Below are 23178 nucleotides of genomic sequence, written 5' to 3' on the forward strand. Positions count from 1 at the left end.
AATCTATTTTTTTAGAAGAAGATTGCAGATTTTTTTCAGGCTGGAATTATCCTTCCAGCTATTCAGTTTTTCTTTTAAGTTTTTATCAGGTTCTGACTGATTCAAAGCCAAAACCTCGTAGTATATATCCAATATTTTTTTAAGATTGGTAACTGGTGTTTCCATCTGAAGTAAAACATGGGTAAGAAGCTGTTCAAGCGCCAGATTATGATCTTTACTCACGTTAAGCATCTGGTGCTGTACAAGATCTGTGAATCTTTTTACAGGAGCCCATTCCAGTTTTTCATGAAGCCCGATCACCTGCCCCAAACGGGCACTATCCATTACTTTATGGGAAACATGTTCCAGCCAGATCTCAGCAGCGGTTCCACGGATCACTTTGTCTCCGTCCAGAAAAACAGTTCCCAGAAACAGGTATCCCATTGCATCCAGAGGTTTTTTCATCTGATGCAGTGCCTGTGCCGTACTCACAACAAGACCTCTTTCGTAGACTTCTGCAATCCCGGAATAAAACAGGCAGTTTTTAATGATCTTGGCAAAAATATTCCCTGGCGTATTCGGGAAGCTCCATATGAATGAAGGTGTTTCAGAAATATCTTTTTGTTCTGCAATAAAGTATTCTAAGAAAAGCTGATGGTCTCTTTTTTTGAGATGGTATTTCGGAACTGTGATATTAAGCTCAACCGGATAATAGGAATTCTTTTTGCTGTCAATGGTTTTCCATTTATAATTACCGGTAAGGAATTCCTCAGGAATATCATCGTATCCAAAGTCTTTGAATTCTTCAAAAACGTCTTCCGGGGAACGCGTAATTCCTGCAGTCATCCACCATGACGGATGTTCAAATTTCCCTTTAGGAGCAGAGTTTTCGTTAAAGAAGAAAAGCAGAAGTTCTTTATATTCTCCTTTTAATTTTTCTTCAACCTGCTGTAATGCAACTGAGGTTTTTTCCAGTGAACATCTCTGCAATGCAAGCTGTACATCCAGATCATCGGGTTTTATATTTTTATTCTGACAGATCTCAAATCTTTCTACTAATGCTTCAGGATTTATCCAGCATGGTTCATGGGTTACCGTAGACAGCAGCGGAGTTCGGTCTTCTGATGTTATTTTATTAAAAATATGTACTGCGATATGTTTAAACGGCTCCATAGCCAAACCTCCGGCATAGATGTCTTTAAGCGGCTTCAGCTTTTTATGGTAAGAAGAATAAGCTTCTCTTGTGGCTTCGTCCTCAGTCGTTCTTTTATATATTTTCTCCAGATTTTTAAGCTGAAGTGGAAATCTTTCTATTAATAAAAGTCCATAATTAATGATGAGATTACACAGCAATACATTAAAATGGTGTACTTCCCATTTAGCAATGGTTTTACATGCTTTTTGAAATACGGGTTCAAACAGTTTTATGGAATCTTCATCAGCTTCATCAGCAAAACGTAAAAGTCCTGCCAACGCCAGATCATAATAATAAGTTCCAGGATTTTCTATGGCTTGCGGAAGAAGAAACATAAGGTCTTCAAAGCTTTCCGGTTCTTGAACTTTACATTCTTCATTAATGAGTTCCAGCGTTTCTGTCTCAACGGCATCCAGCTCCAGCTGCCTGCTCTCTATGTATTGAACCAGCCCCGGCCTTACATTAGCCAATATATTATCTGCATAATGAGATAAAGCTTCTTTTATTCCTTCTGAAACAGGGATATATTTAAGAATGATTTTTGCAGTTTTGGTTTGTATACTTTCATCTTTGTTTACAAATGCCGCACTTAAAGCCGTTGCCAGATTTTCTGTGTTAATTTTCTTTTTCTGAAATATTTTTTCAGTAACAGCCAAGCTGGCTGCGACAACTGTTTTAACTTCTGAACTTAACAGATTGGGTAGAAAATATGAAAATTCACTGGTTCTGAATGCCGGATCCTGAACTATTTTTTTTAAATGGGCAAGTATGGTGTTGACCGCCTTTGACTGTACGGAAGCCAGCCCTGCCATCAGTTCATCCTGAAGCATGATCAGTTCATCGTCAGAAGGTTTGAGGATATTGAATGTATCCATGAACCATCCTGTCACATTTTTATTAAAATTCCTGTTTGCAGCCAGAAGGCATTCTCTGAGGAATCTTTTTCTTTCAATTTTATTTTCGGCAACCAGTTTTTGAACCAATGGAAGCCATTCTCTTTTAAAAGGCAGTGATTTTGAAGGAAATTCACACAGATACCAGAAGTGGGTTTTCAGTGTTTCCGGATATTTTTCCAGATCATATGGATGAAGGCTTAAGTGATACCCAAGAAGTTCAGGTCTGGGCTGTACATAGCCTTTTTCTGTCCACCTTAAGATATCCTGGTAATTAAATGCTGTAAATTCTGCATCTATGGAATCATTGATAAAATCGGAGAACCAGTGCGGACATCCCCACTCCAGTATTATTTCGGTCTGTTCTTTATTTCTGAAAAGGCTCCAGTAATTTTTCCCATAATGCTTCTGATCCATACAGACAAAAGATGCTATATCAATAATAGAATGCTGATCTGCAGAACCGGCAGTATGGTAAGAGTTTTTCGTCATTACAATCTTGCTGATCTCCCGGTCCAGCTTTTTTATGGTTGGGACCAGCGCTTTCTTTTCTTCTGTTGTAAGCTGTTTCAGAAATGGAATAATCTCATGTATTCTCTCCTCATTAAGGATCTCATAAAGTCTTTCTTTCATTTGTTTTTAATTTGATAATAATTTTTTTTCAGGTTATTTTCGTTTTTATCATTCGGTTAGCCGTCCGGCTACAGCATGATCATATAGTTCATCATAAGGTCTTTTGGTACTGCGGCAAGCATAGAAATACTGTTATCCCCCAATCTTTAAGAATTTCTTTAGAATGATTGAGGTTTCTTTTTTCTTTTGGAGTTCACATTATAAGAAAAGGGATAATTTTCCTGATTTTATAGTTTAAATAAATCGCCTTTAATTCATCTTCAATAAGCATAATTCCAATCTTAGGGACTAAAATAATAAAAAATGACTGATAGACATGAAACTATGCCTTTAAAGTGATTTTTTTAACAAAAAATTATGCTTTCAAGAACTATTTAAGCGGTTTTTCTGAATAAAAGTTAAAAATTTACCTTATACTTTCCAGGGCTTTTTATGCCCGCTGTATATAGTTGGTAATGGAAAATTAGTAGTATTTTGAATCCTATTTACATAAAAAAACTCCCTTAAAAAAGAGAGTAATAAGATTTTAATTTGAATCAAAATTGAGTTTCAAATGCGTTTTTATATCCTGAATTAATCTGAAAATATCCATTACAATTTTTTAAAAGGCTAAGAATATTCTCCTTTCCTACCGGGTTCATTGAATGACAGTAGAATTTCGGCAGATCTAAATAATGATCCATGCAATATTCTATCAGCCATTTGGCACATTCATAGCCCGTCTTTTCAGCATATTCATCAGAATCCGGTTTCAGATAATGTATATCTGCAAGATCGCGGTCAAAAGAGATCATCTCCGGAAGTCCTTTACACATTATCCTGAACTAGAAAATATATAGTTATTAGTTTTTTAAGTTCTTTTTATTTATTTTTTACCATCTTGGATAACTCCAGTTTGGTGTCTTCAGGAAATCCGGAAAGACCGGGAATATCATTATATTCTAAAATTGTTTTTTCTCCATTTTCTGTTTCCAGAACGTCAATAGCAATGATATCTGCTTTACTATTTTCCTGTAACAGTTTCACATTTTTTGTCCATTCTTTTTCAGGTTCAATGATTTGGTATTCCTGGGTAAGAGCATTAGCCTTCCAATATTTCCCTTTTCTTTTCATAGCCCAAACCTTATCATTGATGGCGAGATAACGGATATCATATTTATAATCGATGAATTTTTCAACGGTTACATAATCCTGATGGATGAATAACAGATCTTTGAGTTCTTCCCACTGTTCTTCAGAGGTCACCAAACTTTTCCCGAATCCTCCATGATGATTTCCAACTTTCACTACGAAAGGAAAGGACATCTGCAAATTTTTCAATTGACTTGTTTGGGTTGCTACATCAAAATTGATAATCGGTAGTCCTAGTTTTTTAAGGGTATTCAGCATAGATAATCTGTCATATCCCCTTAATAAAGTTTCCGCTGAATTCACACATGGAATTTCTGAATATCTGATCAATTCTAAAATATTTCTATGCTTAGGCTCTGGATTTACAGCTCCCAGCCTCCAAAATATAACATCCGGCTTACAAACACCTTCTGCATCAACAACATAAAGAGAAGAATCTTTTACTATAAATTCTGCTGTCTGAATTTTCTTTTGAACTACATCAAATCCGGCAAAATAATCTTTCCAGTATTTTTCTCCATTGATGATTAAAATTGTTTTCATTTTTTATAATTAAAGATTAAACCATCATATCAGCACAATTGGAACTTGCAAACGCGTGAGGCTTTGCTTTAAACACATATCCCATTCCCAGAATATAGCCCATAGCATCTTTCAATGCGGTATTTGACTTGAAATCCGGGTCGGTATTAATGTCTGCGTGTACCTCCATTTCCACACCATAAGCATCCAGAACGGCACAGATAGCATAAGCAATTTCTACGGATCTGTTGACCTCATTCAGCATTCTTTCTTTGATGCTGATCTTCTGTATTTGTCTTTCTTTTCTGATAAAGGTAAACGCTCCTTTTCCTTCACGTACAAATACTACTGCCGTAGCATAGCTGATCGCTTCGCCGTAAACATGGGAATCTGAGCCCACACATACTTTCAAGCGGTGACCGTTAGCCTGTTCGCGGATAATGGCTTCTTCTACCAGCTGTGTGATAGGCTTCCGGAAAAAATTTCCTTTCATATTCTGCCATACTTCTTGTTGCGTTTCCATTTTTTTACATGTTTTAAATTTGTTTTGTTTATATATTAATTTGTGAATTGTGAAATGCCAATTCGCTTTGCTGATAATTGATAAGAGATAAATGATGCCATAGCACAAATTCATTACTCATCATTGATCAATCATCATTTATGGTTTGCGGAACAGACAGGAATTGAACCTGTACCTTTAGTTTTTCAGACTAACGTGCAGACCAGCTACACCACTCTTCCGGATTTTATAAGAATTAGTAATAAAAATACATTCATTAGTTAATTAACTATTGACAATTCATATTATTTTTCATTTTTTGTATCTCTCCCCTGATTCGAACCGGGACTTTACGGGGTTTAAAGCCGTTTTCTCTGCCAGTTGGAATAGAGAGGCATTTTGTACGGGAAAAGGGACTCGAACCCCCAAAACCTTGAGCCTAAATCAAGTGTGTCTACCATTTCCACCATTCCCGCGGGCTTTTATTAGTAATGAGTAAGTTGGTAATTATGAATTAAAAAATTAACTTATTGATAATTCATGATCTCTCATGATTCCTCAATTACCTATTGCTTATTATTAAGGTCAGAGAAAGCCTGTCTTTAAAACTATGCCTGTTAGTGTTTGTAAGATCTTCTGCGCTGGACAAACTTTCTCTTTCCTATTTCTGTGAATGGTCATTTATCAATTTTCTCAATCTGAACTTTCATGGTATTAATAATTCATAACTGACTTCGGACCATTCACATCTGTACTCCATAAGGGAATCGAACCCTTGTCGTCCGGTAGAAAGCCGGATGCACTTGCCGCTATGCTAATAGAGCTTTTTAAACCGACTGACCAGGAATCGAACCTGAACAACAAGAGTACTTTTCCTGCATGCTGCCGTTACATTATCAGCGGTTTTTGTGGAAGTAGCAGGATTCGAACCTGCTCAGCAATGAAGCAACAGATTTACAGTCTGCCCCGGCTCTCCAACTCCGGTGTACTTCCATATAATGAGTAATCGGTAATTAGTAATCGGTAATTTTCTAATCCCTTTTGAAGAAAAACAAAAGCCTGTCTGTATTTTTTGTTTGATATAAGAACTTCTGCGCTCGACAAACTTTTACTTTTTCTCCGGAACTAATCTCATTTTAGTTATTTGAGATGGTTATGGGATTCAAACCCACTCAGCTTATGCAACGGTTTTGCAGACCGTCCCGACTCTTCCACTTCGGCGAACCATCAGATTTTTATAAATGATATGAATGATAGATCATTTTTACCGGTAATTTCTACCACTTCTCATCTCTAGCATCTCACAAAAAAAGAAAAAGGCTGTCGGTATTTTCCATATTTGGCGTAAAGATCTTCTGCTCTTGACACACCTTTCTTCTTCTCTTTTTGAAACAATTAACATTTAGTTTTCTGCGATTTTGGAAAGGCTCGAACTTTCAACTTTCGGCTTAACAGACCGGTGCTCTACCATTGAGCTACAAAATCTCTTTTTGAATTGTCAATTCGTTTTACTATAATTTTTTTCACCTGCGAAGCAGAATTCACTTTTCACCATTCACTTTTTTAGTCTGGAAAGCAAGATTCGAACTTGCGACCTCCCGTGTCCAAGACGGGTAAACAACCACCGTTATCTTTCCAGTTTTTCAGGTTCAGTTTCCATTTTCCTTCCGGGAGACAGCCGAAATTAAAATTTTCCATGAACCTTGCGGTCTATGCGGGAATCGAACCCGCAGTACCCAAGAGACAGTCGGGCAGGTTAGCCTTTACCTCAATAGACCTTTTGTGACCTCGACAGGATTTGAACCTGTAACCTCCGGTTTAGAAAACCGATACTCTATCCAATTGAGTTACGAAACCGTTTGTAATCCCAGAAAGACTTGAACTTTCAACCCCCGGTTTAAAAGACCGGTGCTCTGACCAATTGAGCTATGAGATTGTTTTTTAATGTGAGTGGCCAACTGTCAATTCGCTTTGTTTATCAATTTTTAAATTCACAATTCACCATTGACCATTCATATTTATTTGGGGTATCTTCGGGAATCGAACCCTGTTCTCCGGCTCCACAGACCGGCGCTTTACCAAATAAGCTAAAGAAACCATAAAAAAAGCACCTCTTTTCGGGAGGTGCTGTATATTCTGACGTAAGAGATCATTAGCTGACCCACGTATATAAGCACCTTTTAACTATAAATTCACTATCGAGAATGATACATGCATATCCTTTCGGCTCCTGTCCGGGTAATCTCGAATACTGATTAGATATGTTATGTAATTGTTTCATTATATTCCTGTTGTTTAAAAAGTTTTTGAATCCTGAAAACCTGTTGCTTTCAATTTTCGGTTGCAAAGTAAGTATGATTTTTTTTAACTCACAAATTTATTTTTTATTTAAGTCGTTGAAAATCAATGTATTAAATATGGTTTTTAGCATAAGAAATACCTGTCCGCAATATCCTGCAGATCTCTTAAATACCTAAATGACTGTCTCTCATCGGGTTACTTATCACTCTTATTTATTGTATTAAATGTTCATTGTTAATTAAAAAATTTTTGTTTTTATGGTTATTTTTTTTCATTCTAAATAATTTATGGCCTAAAACACAAGAAACGCCTCGAGTTATCGAGGCGTTTCTGCGGTATTTTGTTTAAATTTTTACGGGTTTATTGTAAATAATTTTCAAAGCAAGCACATTTCGCCTCATTCCATATCATCCATTCGTATCCGAATAATCCTTTTATTGAAGGGCTATCGCATAGATTTACATTGATATGTGCTCTTTGTATTGTCATAATTTTCTGGCGCAAAGATATGAAAAATTGTTTTTCAGCAATGAAATTACTGCTTCTACTCACTTAAAAGAGAGATAAAAACAAAGTGGGTTTTGCTACCTCAGCTACTTTGTTTTTGTGGAATGATTTCATTTAATCATTAAATCTTTAAATGCTTTAATGTTAATTCCTCAACATTTTGTTCCTTCCTGTTTTAAACCTCGAAATATCTTTCAGGATTATGTTGTCATCAGGATTGAAGTGTTTCAGTTCATTAATAATCTCTGAACGGGTACCTACTTTTTCTGCAATGATTTCATAAGCAATACTACGGATTACAGTCTGCAATTTCGGGTCTTTTTTAAATTCATGTTTCATTGCTTCAAGGTAGATGGTCTTTTTGTAGGAAGGTGTTTTCTGATAAAGGTTCTGAATTTCAGTTTCCAGTTTTTTAACATCAAAAACATTGGCAAAGTAATTATTCAGGCAGTTGAATGCATCTTTATCTTCGTTCCAGCCCTTCAACAGTATTTTTTGTGCTTCTTCCGGCAGCTCCATTTTTTTGCTGTATACCAAAGAAGCTTTTACCATCTGGCTGTTGCCCGTATAGTCATCTGCCACCATCTGATAATAGTTGTGGGCATTTTTAAGATCATTAAGTTCTTTGTAAAGGTCTCCTACTTTCTCTTTCTGTTGCATTTCTTTATACAGATCGATGGCTTTTTTGTACTGTTTTGCTTTTTCGTAACACGATGCTGCTTCCGATTTATTATTTAGCTTTTTAAGATAAACCGCTGCCGCCTCATTGTAAAAACCTCCATTTTCCAGTGTTTTAGCTCCCCGGAAATTATCCTGAAGAAGATTCATGTACACTTTTGCTGCTTTTTTATAGTCCTTTTCTGCAATATATTTTTCGGCAAGCTCTTCGTATTTATTTCTGATTCTATCGAATAAAGAGGTTTCAAGATAAAAATTTCCGCTTCCGGAACCTTTTCGTCCAGAGTTTTTACGGTTTTGTTCTTTATCCTTTAAAGCTGTAATCACAATCATAATAATAAAAGCCACGACAAGAAAAATCACCAGCGTTCCCACCACGCTCCAAAAGCTTTCGTGAAACAGCTGTGCCGCGATGCCAATGATCTTAAACACCGCCAGGATCATAAATGCAATCAGGAATTTATCTATAAATTTCTGCTTATTCATCGTCTTCAGGATTTAAAATTGTTTTGTCTTCGCTGAACAGTCGGTAAAGAAGCAGGACAACACAGATCACCAGAATCCATACAAACCAGTTGTACCCGAACATTTTTATTAAAGGATAAAACAGATAGACCAACATGGAAACAAGGAGAACAGATAGAACCAGCTTTATCCATAAAGGCACATTATCTCCGCCAAGATTCAGTGACTTTCTTCTGAAGATGAAAGAATAGATCCCTACAGCTCCAAACATAAAAATCACAAGATACAGGACATCTGAAATGGAAGTTTTATTTTCTGACGAACCGGAACCTTTCTCCAACGTTCCTATTTTGGAATCTTTAACCGGGGGCGGAGGAAGTTCCGATATATCAAGTGTTCCGTAAAGCTTTCCAAGAGAATCCGCCATAAGCACCTGCTTTTTCTTTAAAACAAATTTTACAACTTCACCGTTGACCGGTCTTCCTTTGCTGTACTGTTTGAGTGAATCCGAAATCCGGCGTTTCATAGCCGTTTCCTGCTGAACAAGGTGTTTCGTAATTTTTTTTGAATACACAATTTTCAGTGAGTCTCTACTGTTCTGCTCTCTGGCGTTGAGCTTCTCAATATCATTTCCAACCTCGCCAAGGTTTCTGCCACCTGATTTTTTATACTGTTCTCTTTCGTTTTTGTCTTTTGACATGGCAGCGCCTGCCGCAACATATTCACTGGAAAGTTTTTTCCTGGTCTTTCCGTAAATAGAGTCAATTTTCATGTCAATATCTGTTACTCCGGACTGATAGGCGATCATGTCTGCCTGCGTTTTTTCCTTTCCGTTCATAATTTTTCCGGAAGAAACCAGAAAATCCTCTTTCTGAGCTCTGTCTTTATCTGAAGGCATAAAAATTCTGAAGAGTATTGCCATTACGACAACACCCCAGAATATCCAGCGGAAATTCCGGCTCCCTGCTGTTTCTTTTTTGTCGCCCGAACTTCCAAACAAGGCACTCAGCCAGCTGTCTCCAAAAGTAAATTTTCCAAAGCCGTCCCCACGGGAAGTTCCCATAATATCTAAAGGCACGCCCAATTCTACAGCTCTGTCAGGATATTTTTCAATATACTTTAAATACTTTTCAATTTCTTTTTTATTCCCTGCCATCACTTTTTTGAGGTCAAAAGGTAGGTTTTTCATCCACTCTTCTTCATTTCTCGGCTGCTGAAGGGTTGCCAGAACTTTTTCATCATCCATCTCTACAGCAAAGCTTTCTATATACTGTAGTGTTTTCACACCATTCGATGGTTTTCTGACCTTATCTTTTGCTATTTCAGGTTCCTGCAGCACAGAGAGCCAGTCTATTTCTTCTGAGAGCTTCACCAGGCCAAAATCAGGATGCATAACGACATACCGTGAACCAACAGACTGCCAATCTTCCGGGTTGATCCTTGGGTAGAATATGGTATTTTCAGGAATAAAAAGTCTGTCGTCTACACATTGGAAATAAGCATTTTTCCCTATTTCCTGTGGAGCTACATCATAAAATACAAGCAAACATCCGTACAGAACATTAGGCAGATCCGCTGGCACAGCATAGGATTTTACTTTATTGAGATCTATCCCCAATACTTCCATTTCATAAAGCCATACGCCAGGCGACGGGTCTTTGATCAAAAGCCCTTTTTTGGGGTAGGTGTTTTTCGGAAAAGGTTTTATTCTAAGCTCCATAATCCAGGATCTGATCAATAAATGCTGTTAAATATTGAGAATACATTTCTTCCATGGTCTTCACTTTCAGCAGGGTCTGTTTCGGAAGATAATATTCCGAACCTCCATATTCTGTGTTCGTCGCCAGGGCCAAAAATCCATACTCTGTAGAGGGAATATAAAAGGTAGGAATACCGGTATTGCTGCTTTTAAAAGTAAGCATTCCCCGGGAATCCGTAATGATCTCGCTGCCATCCTGGAATGTAAACTTGTTTTTGTTCTGTTCCGCAGGGATCTTCACGGTAAATCTGTTCTTATAAAGGTTCAGTGAGTTGTCATACAGCCTGGACAATTCATTTCCTGAAATGACTAAATTATTATTCTCATTAATTCCTATTTTATTGAAGTTCCTGATTATTTTCATACCGCTGCGATTCAGTTTAGCAACTTCTGTTTCCGCTTTTGCTATATTTTTATCTATTTCATCATCATCATCATTAGAGATGGATTCCACAGAGACATTTCCTTCTAAATTGATTTTATAGCGGGAAGAATTCATAGGCTGATGCAGATAAAAATTCTTTCCAAAATAGATCAGATGGTATGAATTAGGGATATTGAACCCGGTAATATTCTGTTCGGAATATTCTTTTGTATTCAAATTGAGTTTTGAAATAAGCTTTTTATCCGGCTGATACTGGCATAAAATAAAATGCTGCTGCTTGTTTTTGGCAAGTGCAAACTGTCCTCTTGGTTTCACAGAAATATCTTCTGTTAAAACTTCACATCCATGATAGGTTTTATAGTAATCATAAGAGTTCCGGTCGTAATAATTATCGGAAAGATAAGTTTTCAACAGCTGTTTTTTTGAACTCAGAATATAAAATTCGCCTTCATAGAGAAACCGGGCAATTTGATTGGATGGAGTCGGAAACAGGATCGGATAATTCTGTGGTAAATCTGTTTTTTTACCGTTAACATTATGGACCTTTTGTTTGCGTTGTGGCGGATTGGCCCATAATTCCTGAAGCGGAAGCCTTATCTTCTGAATATGCTTACGCGCTCCTTTATGATGTTTATAAAAGTTCAGTTCGCCGTCTGAAGCTGTTGTGATCAGGAATTTTAACCGGTCCCTGTTTTCGTGGATCACTTTTCTGGTTTTTTCGTCAGCCAGGTTTTCCTGATGGGTTATGAAGAAAACTTCAATATCTTTTTCGGTATGTTCTTCATTAAAAAATTTCCCAAGTGCTTCTGAAACATCCAGAACCGGACTAACCAAATTTAGGGTTTCGATAACATCTTCCGGTTTGTCAAGAGAAACAGGTATACCAGCCTGTCCCAACGCAAAAACTTTACATTCGGAATGAGCTTTCGGATGTCTGATCACTGCAATAGCCGATGCAAAGGCCAATACTTTAGGGGTTCCCCAGTTTTTCAGGGAAGTATCAATTAAAATGATTCGTTCAAAAGCATTTTCCTCCGGCGGAATCTCTCTTTGGATATACAACGCTTCATTATTGGCTACGCGGTTCATGAAAACCTCATCATCATTGGCAAATTCAGAAAGAAGCATTCTATGGAAATCGCCTTTATTAGCCATATCGGAAATCCCCCCGATAGGCTGTTCTCCGGGAGAAAGATGCCGCATAGGAATTCTCAGTCCGCTCCAGATTCTTTTGATCAGGCTTCCTACCTGAAACGTTTTGGGCTCTTCAATTAACTGCTGAATAAAATCTTTATCAGTTTCTACGGTGGTTTCTTCCTCCACAACTTCATCATCCAGCTCAGGTTCATCCATGTGATCCCGCATGGCATCAACAATAGACTGGGCTGTTGGAAACTTTTCATTCAACAGATTAAGTGTATTCAAGTCCCTGTTAATGGCTGAAGGTCCGGCATATTTTTTCACGGCGCTCGATGCCAGCATATGGGGCCTTCTGTAGTAGGTGGTCAGAATCATTTCTGCTCTTCCGGGAACCATTCTGTTGTGAGAATCCTGGAAGAGTGTCTGAAGCAGTACAATTCTGTTCTGCCCCTGTTTATAGGTCTTATTTAATGATTTCAGTTTTTCAAGGAACTCGATGCTCTTTTCTGCTGTAAAATCAAAATTTCCGATGCTGTGAAAATTGGCAGTATGTTTCAAAGGGCCTGAAAAATCGGTGTAGCCATCCTGCATCGCATACAAAACCATCAGCAATGCACCAAACGGAGGCCAGCCCTGTGGCTGAAGTTCTTTGAGGATCTCCATGACGTAAGGTCTGTAGGCTATAGCCCCAACACCGGGAATGGAGATGAGGTTATGATCATGGTATCCGGAATCTCCGGCGACATCCTCGTCGGTTTCCCACTCCCAAAAGTAATTTTCGTATGACTGGAAATATTCGGTTAAATCCATTCTTTCGTTTTTTCAGTAAGACGGAATGAACTTATGGACAATGGCCGGAAATCTCCTTTTTTAATGGGAAGATAAGTACCGTCTTCATTCCACAATAGCCATTTGTCTGACTCTTTGTTATATTGCTGCTGTAAAAGGAAACTTAAATTTTTAAATTCAAAATCAAAGCCTGCAGGTAAAAGGTGGCCGTCTTTGGTCCAGTATGTTTTCCCGGGCAGACTCAGCAACGGTGTTCCCACAAACAATGCTTTATCATTAATGACTGTCCATTCGAGCTTTTCCAGCTTAAATTTCGGTTGTCCCGGAATATTTTCTTTAATTTCTGTAATGGCACTTAGTAATGCCACGACAGGATGTTCTTCATTGCCCGGTGTTAATCTTACTTGTACTTTTTCGCTGATCCCGAAATAATTATTGTTGGAAGCCGGAAAAGTAAGACGCAGTGCTTTATCTATCGGTGACCAAAGTAAGGCCGTTCTCATTTTTCTGCTTGGCACAAGCGCATTTTTTCTGAACAAAAGTCCTTCACGTAATTCATACAGGATAAAATCAGGCAGCTGCTGGATCTCTGCAGATATAGCCTGTTCCTCAGTGAAGCCTTTCAGCCAAACTGTTTCGTCGTCTACTGCAATCTGTACATTTTTCCAGTCCCGGATAGCACCCAGAAAATCTTCATTGGCCCGGGGAAGTTCTGCCCAGAATTCTTTTATACAGTTTGAAGAATTTTCTGCCATAAGCTTTCAATTTCTTGCTGGATATATTGCTTCTGCTCCGGATTTCTGATCCAGTCGCAACGGGTCTGCAGATATCTCAATTTATCTTTGATTACATTCTGTTCTTCAAAACTCAGTATTCCGCTGTTCCATTTTTCCACAAGGATCTTTATATCTTTCATGACTTCCTCCGGATTTGGAGTTTTGTTCTGCATGGCCTGTGGATGGGATTTTGGATTATCATCTTTTTCAATGGTTCTGTTGATGATGCCTTCCAGAATTTCAATCTGCTCTTCTGTATCCCAGATATGCTTCAGTACCCAAAGGTCGGAGAGCACAGCTTCATCTCTTCCGCAAATCAGGGCACTTGCCGCAATCAGGTTCTGCAGTTTTACAGCTCTACGGTCCGAAATAGTAATTCCTGTATTTCTCAGACTGATAATTGTGTTTAAATAAACTTCGTAGATAGGCCTTAAATCTATGGTTTTACACAGGTTCTGAAGTTCCCTGATCTCTTCTGCATGAATTTCGGGAATATTGGTCTCGGTTTCGGTTTCCAGCTTTCTTCCGGCCAGAAGTACCTGCTGAAGCAGTTCAGGATTTACATAATCGACATTAATTCTAACCAGAAAACGGTCAAATAATGCGTTCAGGGATTCATCTTCCGGAAGAACATTACTGGCGCCAACGAACATCAAAGCCGGCAGATGTTTTGTTTCTTTTCCTCTTTTGAAGATTTTTTCGTTAAGGGCAGTCAGCAATGAATTCAGGATCGCAGAGTTAGCATTGAAGATCTCATCCAGGAACACCAGTGAAGCTTCAGGCATCATGCCTTCGGTGTTGGTGAGAAGTTCTCCTTCTTTTAATTTACGGATATCAAAAGGACCGAAAATTTCGTTCGGTTCTGTAAATCTGGTTAATAAATATTCAAAGTTTCTTCCATCCTTTACTGTTTTCGAAAGTGTTCTTACGATGGCTGATTTTGCGGTACCCGGAGGTCCGTACAAGAATGCATTTTCTTTAGCCAGAAGACATATTCCCAGCAAATCTACGACATCATTTTTTCCTACGAAGGTATCTTTTACGTAGTTGAGAACGGTATTCAGTTTTGTAATATTTTGTATCATTAATTTTCTTCGGTTATTATTTTTAACTCTCGCCAAAATGTCTCTTTATACAGCCCGAATTCTGCCATAAGCAGGTGATTAATATAAGGAATTTCAGCCAGTTCATAGGCCTTTTTTTCTACGATTCTTTCGAGATATAATTTCCGGTATGTTTTATCTTTCAGTTCTTTTTCCCAGTTCACTTTTTCCAGATTAAGCGGATATCCAATCCCGGAATAATGAAACTGTATAAGAATATCTTCCAGAATCTTCACCAACGGATCATGAGGATCTGCAGTATGCAGCAAAGATGTTATCTGTGGAAGGAATCTTAATGACAGATCTGCAGATAAAACAGAGGAAGTATCAGGTGTTATTTTCAGTTTCGGGATCAGCTTATCCAAATCTTTTGCTGTATTTTCCCGGATAAGATAAAGCTGTGCACTGTAGTACAGAACTTTCGCGGCCCAAACCGCGGCGTCTTTATCACAAGGAACTTCCGGAGATAAAAATTCCAGTCTTTCTTTTTCCAATTCTGCTTCAAAATAATCACCGGCTTCCTGTTCTTCTTTTTTTGAGACCTCATGCAAATGTGAAAAAACAGTCATGCAACCGCTTTTCCGAAGCAGAAAAATAGTGTCTAAAAATGGTGATCTGGTTTCCATCATCTAACAAAAATAAAACTATTTTGCAGAGAATAAAATTTTTTATACGAGTGATTTGGCAGTTAAATAATCTTTATGATAAATAATTCACAAAATGCCTATTGATTAAGACTTGGATGTTTTTATGCCTAGCAGATTTAGTACCCTGCACTGATTATCGTATTATTTTAATCTTATGAAAAATTATTTTAGATTAAAGATCAATCTGTTATTTCGATAATATTGCCTTCAGGATCCAGAATAACGCTTTCATAATAGCCGTCGCCTGTTGTACGCGGTTCTCCGGCTATGGTGTAACCGTCTTTTCTTAAAATTTCTGTCAGTTCATCCACTTTTTCTTTGCTGCCTGTAGAGAATGCCAAATGAATGATTCCGTATTGTTGGGCATCATAAGAATTGTCGCTTTCCTGAATATCCGGCCTGTTCATGATTTCGAGACGGCAACCATGGCCAAAGCTTAAAAAATAAGACTGAAACTGTTTTACAGAATTATGGTATTTTTCATTGGAAACAGCTCCAAAATATTTCTGATAGAATTTTCTGGTCTTTTCCAAATCCCTTACCCACAAAGCGATATGTTCAATTTTCATTATGCTTAATCATTTTACTCCTGCTAAAGTAAGAAGGAGATTCCACAAATACTTCTTCTGTATTATTCTCTTTTGAAACTGTATTGGCAATAATAAATATTAAGCTTCTGATTAAACCTCATAGGTTTTGGAAACCTATGAGGTTTGTTCGGAGAAGTTTTTTTCTTTTTTAACCACCCCGTCAGATCTTTGATCTGACACCCCTCCTCCGGAGGGGGAATTGCACTTAGAAAACTTAGATCTTGAAATACAAACGTTAGGATATTACAATCTAAAAGTTGTTATCTTTGTCGCTTCAAAATAACATTATGAGTATTCACATCAGTGCAAAAAAAGGAGAAATTGCCAAAGTAGTATTGCAGCCGGGAGATCCGCTTCGTGCACAATATATTGCTGAAAATTATTTGGAAAATGCTAAGCTGGTCAGCAAAACAAGAGGAATCTTTTATTATACCGGTCTTTATAAAGGTAAGGAAATTACTGTAGGAGCCAGCGGAATGGGCTTTCCGAGCATCGGGATCTATTCTTTTGAATTATTTACAGAGTATGAAGTAGATACTATCATCAGAATCGGAACGTGCGGAGCCTATACAACAGACCTGAAGCTTTTTGATATTTTAAATATTGAAAATGCAGCGAGCGAAAGTACGTATGCAAAATATGCATGGGAAATTGAAGATGAGATTCTTCCTCACCAGGGAAATATCTTTGGAACGATCAATGAAACCGCTCAGGAGCTTTCTTTAGCAACTAAAGCGATCAATGTACACAGCAGCGATATTTTCTACAGAAAAGATCCGAATATTCCTGCTATTGCTACAAAATACAACTGTCCGGCTGTAGAAATGGAAGCTTTCGGATTATTTGCAAATGCACAACATTTAGGGAAAAACGCAGCGACGATCCTTACGGTAACCGATATTATTCCTACCCACGAAAAGATTTCTGCTGACGAAAGAGAAAAAGCCCTTAAACCAATGATGGAGCTGGCTTTGGAATCAGCGATAAAAAGTCTTTAAAAAAAAGCCAAACTGCAGTTATACAGTTTCACCATAAAAAAAGAGCTTTACTTGATAAGTAGAGCTCTTTTTCATAGTTTGAAAAAATTCCTGGCGGTTTCCGTGGTTTCATCTGCAACTTCGGAAATACTGATTTTCTTCCAATAGGCAATGGTTTGTGCCACATACGGCAGGAAAGAAGGTTCATTGCGCCGGTTTTGCATTCTCGCCATATTTTTCGGAAGCATGAAAGGGGCATCGGTTTCTATCATCATGCGGTCCAGCGGCGTATATTTGATCACGTCTTCCAGCTGCTTAAATCTTTTATCATCACTTATAGCACCTGTAAATCCTAAATAGAACCCCTTGTCCAGATAAATCTTAGCTTCCTCCAATGTTCCTGTGAAACAATGGACAACCGCTTCCGGCAACCTGGAAAGGTATTCATCTGTGATGTCATTAAATCTTTTAAACGCTGATCTTTCATGAAGAAAGAGAGGCTTACGAACTTCAACAGCCAATTCCAGCTGGGCTCTGTAGCATTTTTCCTGAATAGGCCTTGGAGAAAAATCCCGGTCAAAATCCAGTCCGCACTCTCCTACCGATACCACATGATCCAATTTCAAAAGATTTCGAAGTTCCCGGATACTTTCCTGATTAAAGGATTTGGCATCGTGAGGATGAATTCCCGCTGTAGAAAATAAAATTTCAGGATAGTCTTCTGCAATCTCTGCGGATTCTTTACTTCCGCGTACGCCGGTCCCGGTGAGGATCATTTGTTCCACTCCATTATCCAGGGCACGGTTGATAATTTCTTCGTGTTCATTATAGAACTGTTTATTGGTCAGATTAATGCCAATATCAATGTATGTATTCATTTGTTTTTTGTTTTGTATAAAGGACAGATAGGATTGATTTGTCTTGTTAAATTTTTGATCTGAAACTTTATCTCTGCAAAATTACCCGCACAGTACGCAATCTTTTTACGCAAGTAAAATTTTATATGCTATTGCTATTCATTGATAAATTTTTCAAGAAAGCCTATTAACTGTTTCCCTCCTTGACTCCAACGTATTCCGTGACCTTCTTTTTCCCTGACCTCAAAAACAATTTTATGTTTGTAATGATAGAAAACGTTCCACCAGGTTCTGTTGTTCAGAATATAGCTGATTTTTTCCATGACTTTATCCTGTTTCTGCAGATTATTTCCTTTGATCTCGCCCCAAAATTCATCATCTATTCTTCCGACATGTTTTTCCCAGGCTCTCTGCGCAATGGTAATTTCACTGTTAAAAGGTTTCCGGCAGGCTTCAAGCAAAGTATCTTTCAAAGGCGGAACAGCATTTTCATCCCGGATGCTGGCAGAAGTCAGACGCTGTCCCAAAATATTCAGCCAGTGTACAAAGGGAATTTCCTCCAATTGTAATGCTTTAACCTCATCCGCGACATTACTTTGAAATACAGTGATAAAGAGATTAAAGCTTTCTTTTCTGTCCGTTTTGATTTCTTCATTAAAATACGGAAGCTTCCATTCCAGGCTGTTGTTCTGAAATTTCAGAATATTATCTTCCATAGTTTGCAGATGCTCTCCGGCAAGAACAGACTGATACTTTTCTTTCCAGGAACCTGACATTAGTGGAACATAGGATTTAAACACATCCATTTAATGATATTTTATAAGATTGATATACAGAATCAGGATTTTCTACAAAGCTCTGATTTACATCAGTTCCTCCCACCATTTTTTCCATATCACTTCTCCCAGCCCATCCAAATCCACTTTTTCTCCGATCATCGGATGGGTAATGGGTATGTTGTTTTCTTCTGCATATTTTGAAACAAGTTCCAGAGGTTCAAACCAAGGATGCTGGGCTAATTTAAATTTTGAATTATGGACCGGAATAAAATTTTGAGCTTTAAGTTCCTTCACTTCTTTGACGATCTGTTCCGGAAGGCTGTGGATGTAAGGCCATTTTTCATTATATTGACCGCATTCCATCACCGCAAGATCAAACGGCCCGTATTTCTCGCCAATCTCTGAAAAGTGATCTCCATAACCACTGTCACCACCTAGAAACAATTTTTTAGAAGGGGTCTGTAATACAAAGGATGTCCACAATGAGATATTCCGGTTCAGGAGTCTCCCGGAGAAATGTCTTGCAGGAGTCAGTGTAATAGTGAAGCCATCTGCCAGATGAATACTGTCCCACCAATTTTTTTCAATAATTTTCTCTGTATCCCAGCCCCAGTATTCGAAATGCTGCCCAGTCCCCAATCCGCATATAACCTGATCTACTTTGTCTTTGAGCGCCTGAACAGTGGAATAATCCAGATGATCCCAATGATCATGAGAAATCAGGAGAAAGTCAATATCCGGCATATCTTCCGGCTTATAATGATCTGATCCGGAGAAAGCCTTTATGGAACCGGGCATTGGTGAAGCATTACCACTGAAAACAGGATCTATAAGGAATTTTTTGCCATCGGTCTGAATAAAGTAAGAGCTGTGCCCGAACCATACGAGAACATTTTCTTCCGGTTTAAGGTTTTTCAGATCTGTGATTACAAATGGAATGGGCGCTTTTGGCGTTGTATTTTCTATTTTACATAATGCCTGCAGGAGTAATTTGGTCATACTTTCTCCTTCCAGTAATGCGGGTGTGGGAAGTATATTCTGAAATTTCCCGTTGATATAGTTGGTCAGCGTACTGAAATAAGTTTTTCTTTTCTCGTTGGGAAACTGTCCCATTTGTTTCTTTAAATTCATTCCATTGTTTTTTTATGCTCTGAATCCCAGTAATTAAAAGATTTACTCGGATGAATAAATATAAGAATAGATTTCTTATTTATATGAATCAACGAATAGAGGACGTATTTTACTTTATATAGTCAAAGATCTTCTGTACAATAAGCCTGTAACTAACTTTGCATGAAACAGTAAAGTTAATTAACCTGATACCTTTTTATATAGTAATATTTTCAATAAATATAACGGTATCTGTGATTTTTTTATTTATTTCCCGATGTAATGTAACAAACCTTCTTCAATAACTGTCTTATTGATGAAATATCACTTTGAATGAAAATAATTATATCTTCCGCTGCTTTATTAATCGGTTCTTTAACATTTGCACAAGTAAAAAATGATACTATAAAGGAGAAAGAAAATCAGATTGAAGGGGTTACATTAACGGCAAGAAAACCTACTGTAGAATCTAAGGTGGACAGAACGGTGTTTAATGTTTCCAACAGTTCTATCCTTGCAGGAAATACAACCTGGGATGTCCTTAGAATGACGCCTTTGGTGAGTATTGATAATAATGACGCCATAAAAGCGGAAGGTGAATCGGTGACGGTTTACATCAACGATAGAAAATCTGTTTTTACCGGGAAGGAACTAAAGGAATACCTGAAAACCATTCCTGCAGATAACCTGATGAAAATTGAGGTGATCACAAGCCCGTCATCCCGTTACGAAACAGCCGGATCGGTCATTAATATCGTACTCAAAAAGAGAGATGATGAAGGAATGAAAGGCAGTATCACCCTCAATAACAGACAGAATACTAAGAATTCACAGTATACCAACCTTAATCTTAATTATCATAAGAAAAATTTCACACAAACGCTTGTCGGAAGCTACAGCGACAATACCTGGGCACAGAAAAGCCTATACATCAACTCTTTATATAAGGATAATGATGTTACCCAAACCAATAATGAAAACATAAGCAGAAATAAAAGTCCTTCCCTTTCCTCAACATCTGAATATGAGCTGAATGATAAAAATAATATAGGACTTATCCTTGAATATTATCAAAGCAAAAATTCTACAACCTCAGATTCTGACTTCATAAGGACGAAGAATGATCTGCTGTTCGATTCTTATCATCAGGATCAGGATGCAACAGGACGCAACAGGACGCTGGGAACGAATGTCTTTTATAAATATTACGATAAAGAGAAAAACAGGATATTGGATGTCAATTTAGTAGCCAATTACAATTCCCAGGAAAATACAAATGAGTTTTTAAAAACATCCAACATATCACCGGCTGTGAGCCTGTTAGGCCTGAATTCCCACGAACAGACCCGAAACTACTATTTAAAAGTAGACTATACCCAACCGCTTGGAAAGGGTGGAAGTTTTGAAGTGGGTGGAAAAATGGATTTCAATAACAATGTGATTCCTAATAATCTATCCGGGAACAACGCAGATAACCTCCGTCCGAATGATGTTTTCCACTATGAGGATAATATCAATTCCCTGTATGTGAACTACAGCAAAACTTTCTTTGAGAAGCTGGAAACAAGAGTGGGAGTCCGTTATGAACATATCGATTATAAAATGAGACAGGATGTAGCCGGTACGGAAAGAAAGGATTCTTACAGTACCCTACTTCCCAATCTATTGGTGAAATATTCTTTTTCGGATAAATACGATCTGAGTCTGACTTATAACCGTAATCTATGGCGCCCGTGGTATTCGGAGTTTAATCCTTTTCTTGTCCCTACCAATGACGGAACATACTCGCGTGGAAATATGGACCTGGAGCCCAACCCAAGCCACAGGCTCTATATGAAATTCGGAATCCTGAAAAAGTATTTTCTTTCAGCCAGGTATATGTATACTGACAGGGATTACTGGACATCCATCGCAGAGGAAAACGGCAGAACAGTCAGCTTACCTGCCAATTTCAACGGAAAGGTGCAGAAGTATTATCTGTTTGCGAATACTAACCAGACCTTCCTGAAAAATAAAATGAATGTGAATGTGGGAGTTGGATGGTACTATATTGATAATCATGATTTCAACGAGGTCAATGATCTGAAGGGTAAAAATTATATCAGCTATCTGGGCGCTTCGGCTAATCTGTCGTACACCAATCTCTTTAACAAAAATATTAATCTGAGTGCATGGGTAGAGCTTTCCAATCAGAACAACGGAAATTCCTATGCGAATAAAACGAATATTTTCCACAATATTTCTGCGACCAAGATATTCCCTAAAACACAGATGGAGGTAAGTCTTCAGCTGATGAATATTTTCAGCAGACCCAATTTTGATTCCACCAGCTTCAGCCAGGTCGGAACTGCCAGAAGTTCTACAAGATCGGACTGGTATGGCTTTTCACTTTCTTTTGTAAAACGTTTCGGAAATCAGCAGGTGAAGGGAAATACGAAAACAGATGTAGAGAAAAACAGCGGCGGAGGAAAATAAAAGTAAGACAAAAAGAATAATAACTAAAAAAGACACCTGCATCATGTAAGTGTCTTTTTATTATATATGAAGAGTGAATCCTTAATTCAGGATTTCATTCATCTGTGTTAAAATAATGGGTTTTCCATCCGTCACCACAATGGTATGTTCGTGCTGTGTCATATAACCGCCTTTGTTCCCTACCATGGTCCAACCGTCATTGAGCTCTACAGCAAGATTTGAAGACGTTGAAATAAATGTTTCGATGGCTACCACAGAATTCTTTTTGAACCGCCTGGAATCGAAGCGATTTTTATAATTAAACAGTTCATCAGGCTGCTCATGGAGGCTTTTCCCCACACCATGTCCGGCAAGATTCTTAATAACTTTAAAACCTCTTTTTTTAGCTTCAGCTTCCATAAGAAAACCAATATCGGCTATTTTTACGCCTCCTTTTATAGAATTGATGGCTTTCTGTAAAATATCTTTGGAAGCATCTACCAGTTTTTGGTGGGAATTGATATCTTTTCCGATGATAAAAGAGCCTCCGTTATCTGCCCAATATCCGTTCAGTTCTGCAGAAACATCAATATTAATAAGGTCCCCTTCTTTTAAAATCCGTTGATCAGTTGGAATACCGTGACAAAATTCATTATCCACACTGATACAGGTCCATCCGGGAAAACCATACGTTAAATATGGTGCTGATTTTGCACCAAAACCTGAAAGGATCTTAGCTCCGTATTCATCAATTTCTTTTGTCGTCATACCAGCTTGGGCATAGTTAATCATCTCTTTTAAGGTATAGGCAACAGCTTCACTCACTTTCTGCATTCCTGCCAACTCATGTTCATTTGTTATTGACATCGTTATTTCTTTTGGTTATATGTTTAATATCCTTTGAAAACTACAAAGTTATGGATTTGAAATATTATTGGGTTGTTCCTTATAAAAAACCGTCTCACCTTTGATGGTGAGACGGCTTCCTGTAAAGAATAATCGTGAT

Annotated in this window: 17 protein-coding genes and 11 tRNA genes; 2 read left to right on the forward strand and 26 right to left on the reverse strand. The window is 37.9% G+C overall.

All coding sequences use genetic code 11. The features are described from left to right. Positions 1 to 3 precede the first annotated feature (3 nt). From J2T03_RS09370 to J2T03_RS09475, 22 genes are all read right to left on the reverse strand, one after another. Positions 4 to 2700 carry a DUF6493 family protein gene (locus J2T03_RS09370; protein WP_307210873.1) on the reverse strand — a complete coding sequence of 899 codons (2697 nt, stop codon included), beginning with the start codon at positions 2698 to 2700 and terminating at the stop codon, positions 4 to 6. A gap of 536 nt (positions 2701 to 3236) precedes the next feature. Then, entirely contained in the window at positions 3237 to 3515 is a 279-nt protein-coding gene (locus J2T03_RS09375) for a cyclic-phosphate processing receiver domain-containing protein (protein WP_307210875.1), read from the reverse strand. 46 nt (positions 3516 to 3561) lie between these two features. Next, entirely contained in the window at positions 3562 to 4374 is an 813-nt protein-coding gene (locus J2T03_RS09380; RefSeq protein ID WP_307210877.1) for an ATP-grasp domain-containing protein, read from the reverse strand. Between the two features lie 16 nt (positions 4375 to 4390). Further along, on the reverse strand, positions 4391 to 4876 hold the full coding sequence (locus J2T03_RS09385; protein WP_307210879.1) for a ribonuclease H-like YkuK family protein: 486 nt from the start codon (positions 4874 to 4876) through the stop codon (positions 4391 to 4393). Between the two features lie 148 nt (positions 4877 to 5024). Next, positions 5025 to 5097: transfer RNA gene (locus J2T03_RS09390), tRNA-Phe, on the reverse strand. Positions 5098 to 5257: 160 nt separating this feature from the next. Beyond that, positions 5258 to 5331, reverse strand: a tRNA-Leu gene (locus J2T03_RS09395). A 276-nt stretch (positions 5332 to 5607) separates the two neighbouring features. Beyond that, positions 5608 to 5679 (reverse strand) — tRNA-Glu (locus tag J2T03_RS09400). 85 nt (positions 5680 to 5764) lie between these two features. Continuing rightward, positions 5765 to 5848 (reverse strand) — tRNA-Tyr (locus J2T03_RS09405). Positions 5849 to 6002: 154 nt separating this feature from the next. Beyond that, positions 6003 to 6084, reverse strand: a tRNA-Cys gene (locus J2T03_RS09410). A gap of 184 nt (positions 6085 to 6268) precedes the next feature. Then, a tRNA-Asn gene (locus J2T03_RS09415) sits at positions 6269 to 6340 on the reverse strand. Between the two features lie 82 nt (positions 6341 to 6422). After that, positions 6423 to 6494 (reverse strand) — tRNA-Pro (locus tag J2T03_RS09420). Between the two features lie 67 nt (positions 6495 to 6561). Then, positions 6562 to 6633, reverse strand: a tRNA-Asp gene (locus tag J2T03_RS09425). Positions 6634 to 6638: 5 nt separating this feature from the next. After that, positions 6639 to 6712 (reverse strand) — tRNA-Arg (locus J2T03_RS09430). A 5-nt stretch (positions 6713 to 6717) separates the two neighbouring features. Beyond that, positions 6718 to 6791: transfer RNA gene (locus J2T03_RS09435), tRNA-Lys, on the reverse strand. Between the two features lie 87 nt (positions 6792 to 6878). Next, positions 6879 to 6952: transfer RNA gene (locus tag J2T03_RS09440), tRNA-His, on the reverse strand. 855 nt (positions 6953 to 7807) lie between these two features. After that, the gene (locus J2T03_RS09445; RefSeq protein ID WP_307210881.1) at positions 7808 to 8827 is read right to left on the reverse strand and encodes a hypothetical protein; all 1020 of its coding nucleotides are present in this window, start codon (positions 8825 to 8827) and stop codon (positions 7808 to 7810) included. Next, positions 8820 to 10526 (reverse strand): APC family permease, encoded by a 1707-nt coding sequence (locus J2T03_RS09450; protein WP_307210883.1) that lies wholly within the window; start codon positions 10524 to 10526, stop codon positions 8820 to 8822. The genes J2T03_RS09445 and J2T03_RS09450 overlap by 8 nt, the downstream gene beginning before the upstream one ends. Continuing rightward, the gene (locus J2T03_RS09455) at positions 10516 to 12900 is read right to left on the reverse strand and encodes a hypothetical protein (protein ID WP_307210884.1); all 2385 of its coding nucleotides are present in this window, start codon (positions 12898 to 12900) and stop codon (positions 10516 to 10518) included. The genes J2T03_RS09450 and J2T03_RS09455 overlap by 11 nt, the downstream gene beginning before the upstream one ends. Further along, entirely contained in the window at positions 12891 to 13634 is a 744-nt protein-coding gene (locus tag J2T03_RS09460; RefSeq protein WP_307210886.1) for a hypothetical protein, read from the reverse strand. The genes J2T03_RS09455 and J2T03_RS09460 overlap by 10 nt, the downstream gene beginning before the upstream one ends. Continuing rightward, the gene (locus tag J2T03_RS09465) at positions 13607 to 14740 is read right to left on the reverse strand and encodes an AAA family ATPase (RefSeq protein ID WP_307210888.1); all 1134 of its coding nucleotides are present in this window, start codon (positions 14738 to 14740) and stop codon (positions 13607 to 13609) included. Before J2T03_RS09465 ends, J2T03_RS09460 begins: the two co-directional genes overlap by 28 nt. Then, positions 14740 to 15387 carry a hypothetical protein gene (locus J2T03_RS09470; RefSeq protein ID WP_307210890.1) on the reverse strand — a complete coding sequence of 216 codons (648 nt, stop codon included), beginning with the start codon at positions 15385 to 15387 and terminating at the stop codon, positions 14740 to 14742. Before J2T03_RS09470 ends, J2T03_RS09465 begins: the two co-directional genes overlap by 1 nt. 197 nt (positions 15388 to 15584) lie before the next feature. Continuing rightward, positions 15585 to 15974 carry a VOC family protein gene (locus J2T03_RS09475; RefSeq protein ID WP_307210892.1) on the reverse strand — a complete coding sequence of 130 codons (390 nt, stop codon included), beginning with the start codon at positions 15972 to 15974 and terminating at the stop codon, positions 15585 to 15587. Between the two features lie 308 nt (positions 15975 to 16282). Here J2T03_RS09475 and deoD point away from each other — a divergent pair, with 308 nt between their 5' ends. Then, positions 16283 to 16993 carry a purine-nucleoside phosphorylase gene (gene deoD, locus J2T03_RS09480; RefSeq protein ID WP_307210893.1) on the forward strand — a complete coding sequence of 237 codons (711 nt, stop codon included), beginning with the start codon at positions 16283 to 16285 and terminating at the stop codon, positions 16991 to 16993. 71 nt (positions 16994 to 17064) lie between these two features. Here deoD and J2T03_RS09485 read toward each other — a convergent pair whose 3' ends face one another. From J2T03_RS09485 to J2T03_RS09495, 3 genes are all read right to left on the reverse strand, one after another. Next, the gene (locus J2T03_RS09485) at positions 17065 to 17850 is read right to left on the reverse strand and encodes a TatD family hydrolase (protein ID WP_307210895.1); all 786 of its coding nucleotides are present in this window, start codon (positions 17848 to 17850) and stop codon (positions 17065 to 17067) included. Positions 17851 to 17984: 134 nt separating this feature from the next. After that, positions 17985 to 18635, reverse strand: a complete 651-nt coding sequence (locus J2T03_RS09490; RefSeq protein ID WP_307210898.1) for a hypothetical protein — start codon at positions 18633 to 18635, stop codon at positions 17985 to 17987. Between the two features lie 57 nt (positions 18636 to 18692). Further along, positions 18693 to 19739, reverse strand: coding sequence for an MBL fold metallo-hydrolase (locus J2T03_RS09495; RefSeq protein WP_307210900.1), 1047 nt, complete (start codon positions 19737 to 19739; stop codon positions 18693 to 18695). Positions 19740 to 20051: 312 nt separating this feature from the next. Between J2T03_RS09495 and J2T03_RS09500 the strand changes: the two genes are divergently transcribed. After that, positions 20052 to 22193, forward strand: coding sequence for an outer membrane beta-barrel protein (locus J2T03_RS09500; RefSeq protein ID WP_306846129.1), 2142 nt, complete (start codon positions 20052 to 20054; stop codon positions 22191 to 22193). 81 nt (positions 22194 to 22274) lie between these two features. Here J2T03_RS09500 and map read toward each other — a convergent pair whose 3' ends face one another. Continuing rightward, positions 22275 to 23039, reverse strand: coding sequence for a type I methionyl aminopeptidase (gene map / locus J2T03_RS09505; RefSeq protein ID WP_307210901.1), 765 nt, complete (start codon positions 23037 to 23039; stop codon positions 22275 to 22277). Between the last annotated feature and the right edge of the window lie 139 nt (positions 23040 to 23178).

The organism is Chryseobacterium lathyri, assembly GCF_030812195.1.
GTDB classification, from domain to species: Bacteria; Bacteroidota; Bacteroidia; order Flavobacteriales; family Weeksellaceae; genus Chryseobacterium; species Chryseobacterium lathyri_A.

Excerpts from the sequence above, each read along its gene's own strand:
- J2T03_RS09370 (WP_307210873.1), bottom strand. The coding sequence starts at position 2,700 with ATGAAAGAAAGACTTTATGAGATCCTTAATGAGGAGAGAATACATGAG.
- J2T03_RS09375 (WP_307210875.1), bottom strand. The coding sequence starts at position 3,515 with ATGTGTAAAGGACTTCCGGAGATGATCTCTTTTGACCGCGATCTTGCA.
- J2T03_RS09380 (WP_307210877.1), bottom strand. The coding sequence starts at position 4,374 with ATGAAAACAATTTTAATCATCAATGGAGAAAAATACTGGAAAGATTAT.
- J2T03_RS09385 (WP_307210879.1), bottom strand. The coding sequence starts at position 4,876 with ATGGAAACGCAACAAGAAGTATGGCAGAATATGAAAGGAAATTTTTTC.
- J2T03_RS09445 (WP_307210881.1), bottom strand. The coding sequence starts at position 8,827 with ATGAATAAGCAGAAATTTATAGATAAATTCCTGATTGCATTTATGATC.
- J2T03_RS09450 (WP_307210883.1), bottom strand. The coding sequence starts at position 10,526 with ATGGAGCTTAGAATAAAACCTTTTCCGAAAAACACCTACCCCAAAAAA.
- J2T03_RS09455 (WP_307210884.1), bottom strand. The coding sequence starts at position 12,900 with ATGGATTTAACCGAATATTTCCAGTCATACGAAAATTACTTTTGGGAG.
- J2T03_RS09460 (WP_307210886.1), bottom strand. The coding sequence starts at position 13,634 with ATGGCAGAAAATTCTTCAAACTGTATAAAAGAATTCTGGGCAGAACTT.
- J2T03_RS09465 (WP_307210888.1), bottom strand. The coding sequence starts at position 14,740 with ATGATACAAAATATTACAAAACTGAATACCGTTCTCAACTACGTAAAA.
- J2T03_RS09470 (WP_307210890.1), bottom strand. The coding sequence starts at position 15,387 with ATGATGGAAACCAGATCACCATTTTTAGACACTATTTTTCTGCTTCGG.
- J2T03_RS09475 (WP_307210892.1), bottom strand. The coding sequence starts at position 15,974 with ATGAAAATTGAACATATCGCTTTGTGGGTAAGGGATTTGGAAAAGACC.
- deoD (WP_307210893.1), top strand. The coding sequence starts at position 16,283 with ATGAGTATTCACATCAGTGCAAAAAAAGGAGAAATTGCCAAAGTAGTA.
- J2T03_RS09485 (WP_307210895.1), bottom strand. The coding sequence starts at position 17,850 with ATGAATACATACATTGATATTGGCATTAATCTGACCAATAAACAGTTC.
- J2T03_RS09490 (WP_307210898.1), bottom strand. The coding sequence starts at position 18,635 with ATGGATGTGTTTAAATCCTATGTTCCACTAATGTCAGGTTCCTGGAAA.
- J2T03_RS09495 (WP_307210900.1), bottom strand. The coding sequence starts at position 19,739 with ATGAATTTAAAGAAACAAATGGGACAGTTTCCCAACGAGAAAAGAAAA.
- J2T03_RS09500 (WP_306846129.1), top strand. The coding sequence starts at position 20,052 with ATGAAAATAATTATATCTTCCGCTGCTTTATTAATCGGTTCTTTAACA.
- map (WP_307210901.1), bottom strand. The coding sequence starts at position 23,039 with ATGTCAATAACAAATGAACATGAGTTGGCAGGAATGCAGAAAGTGAGT.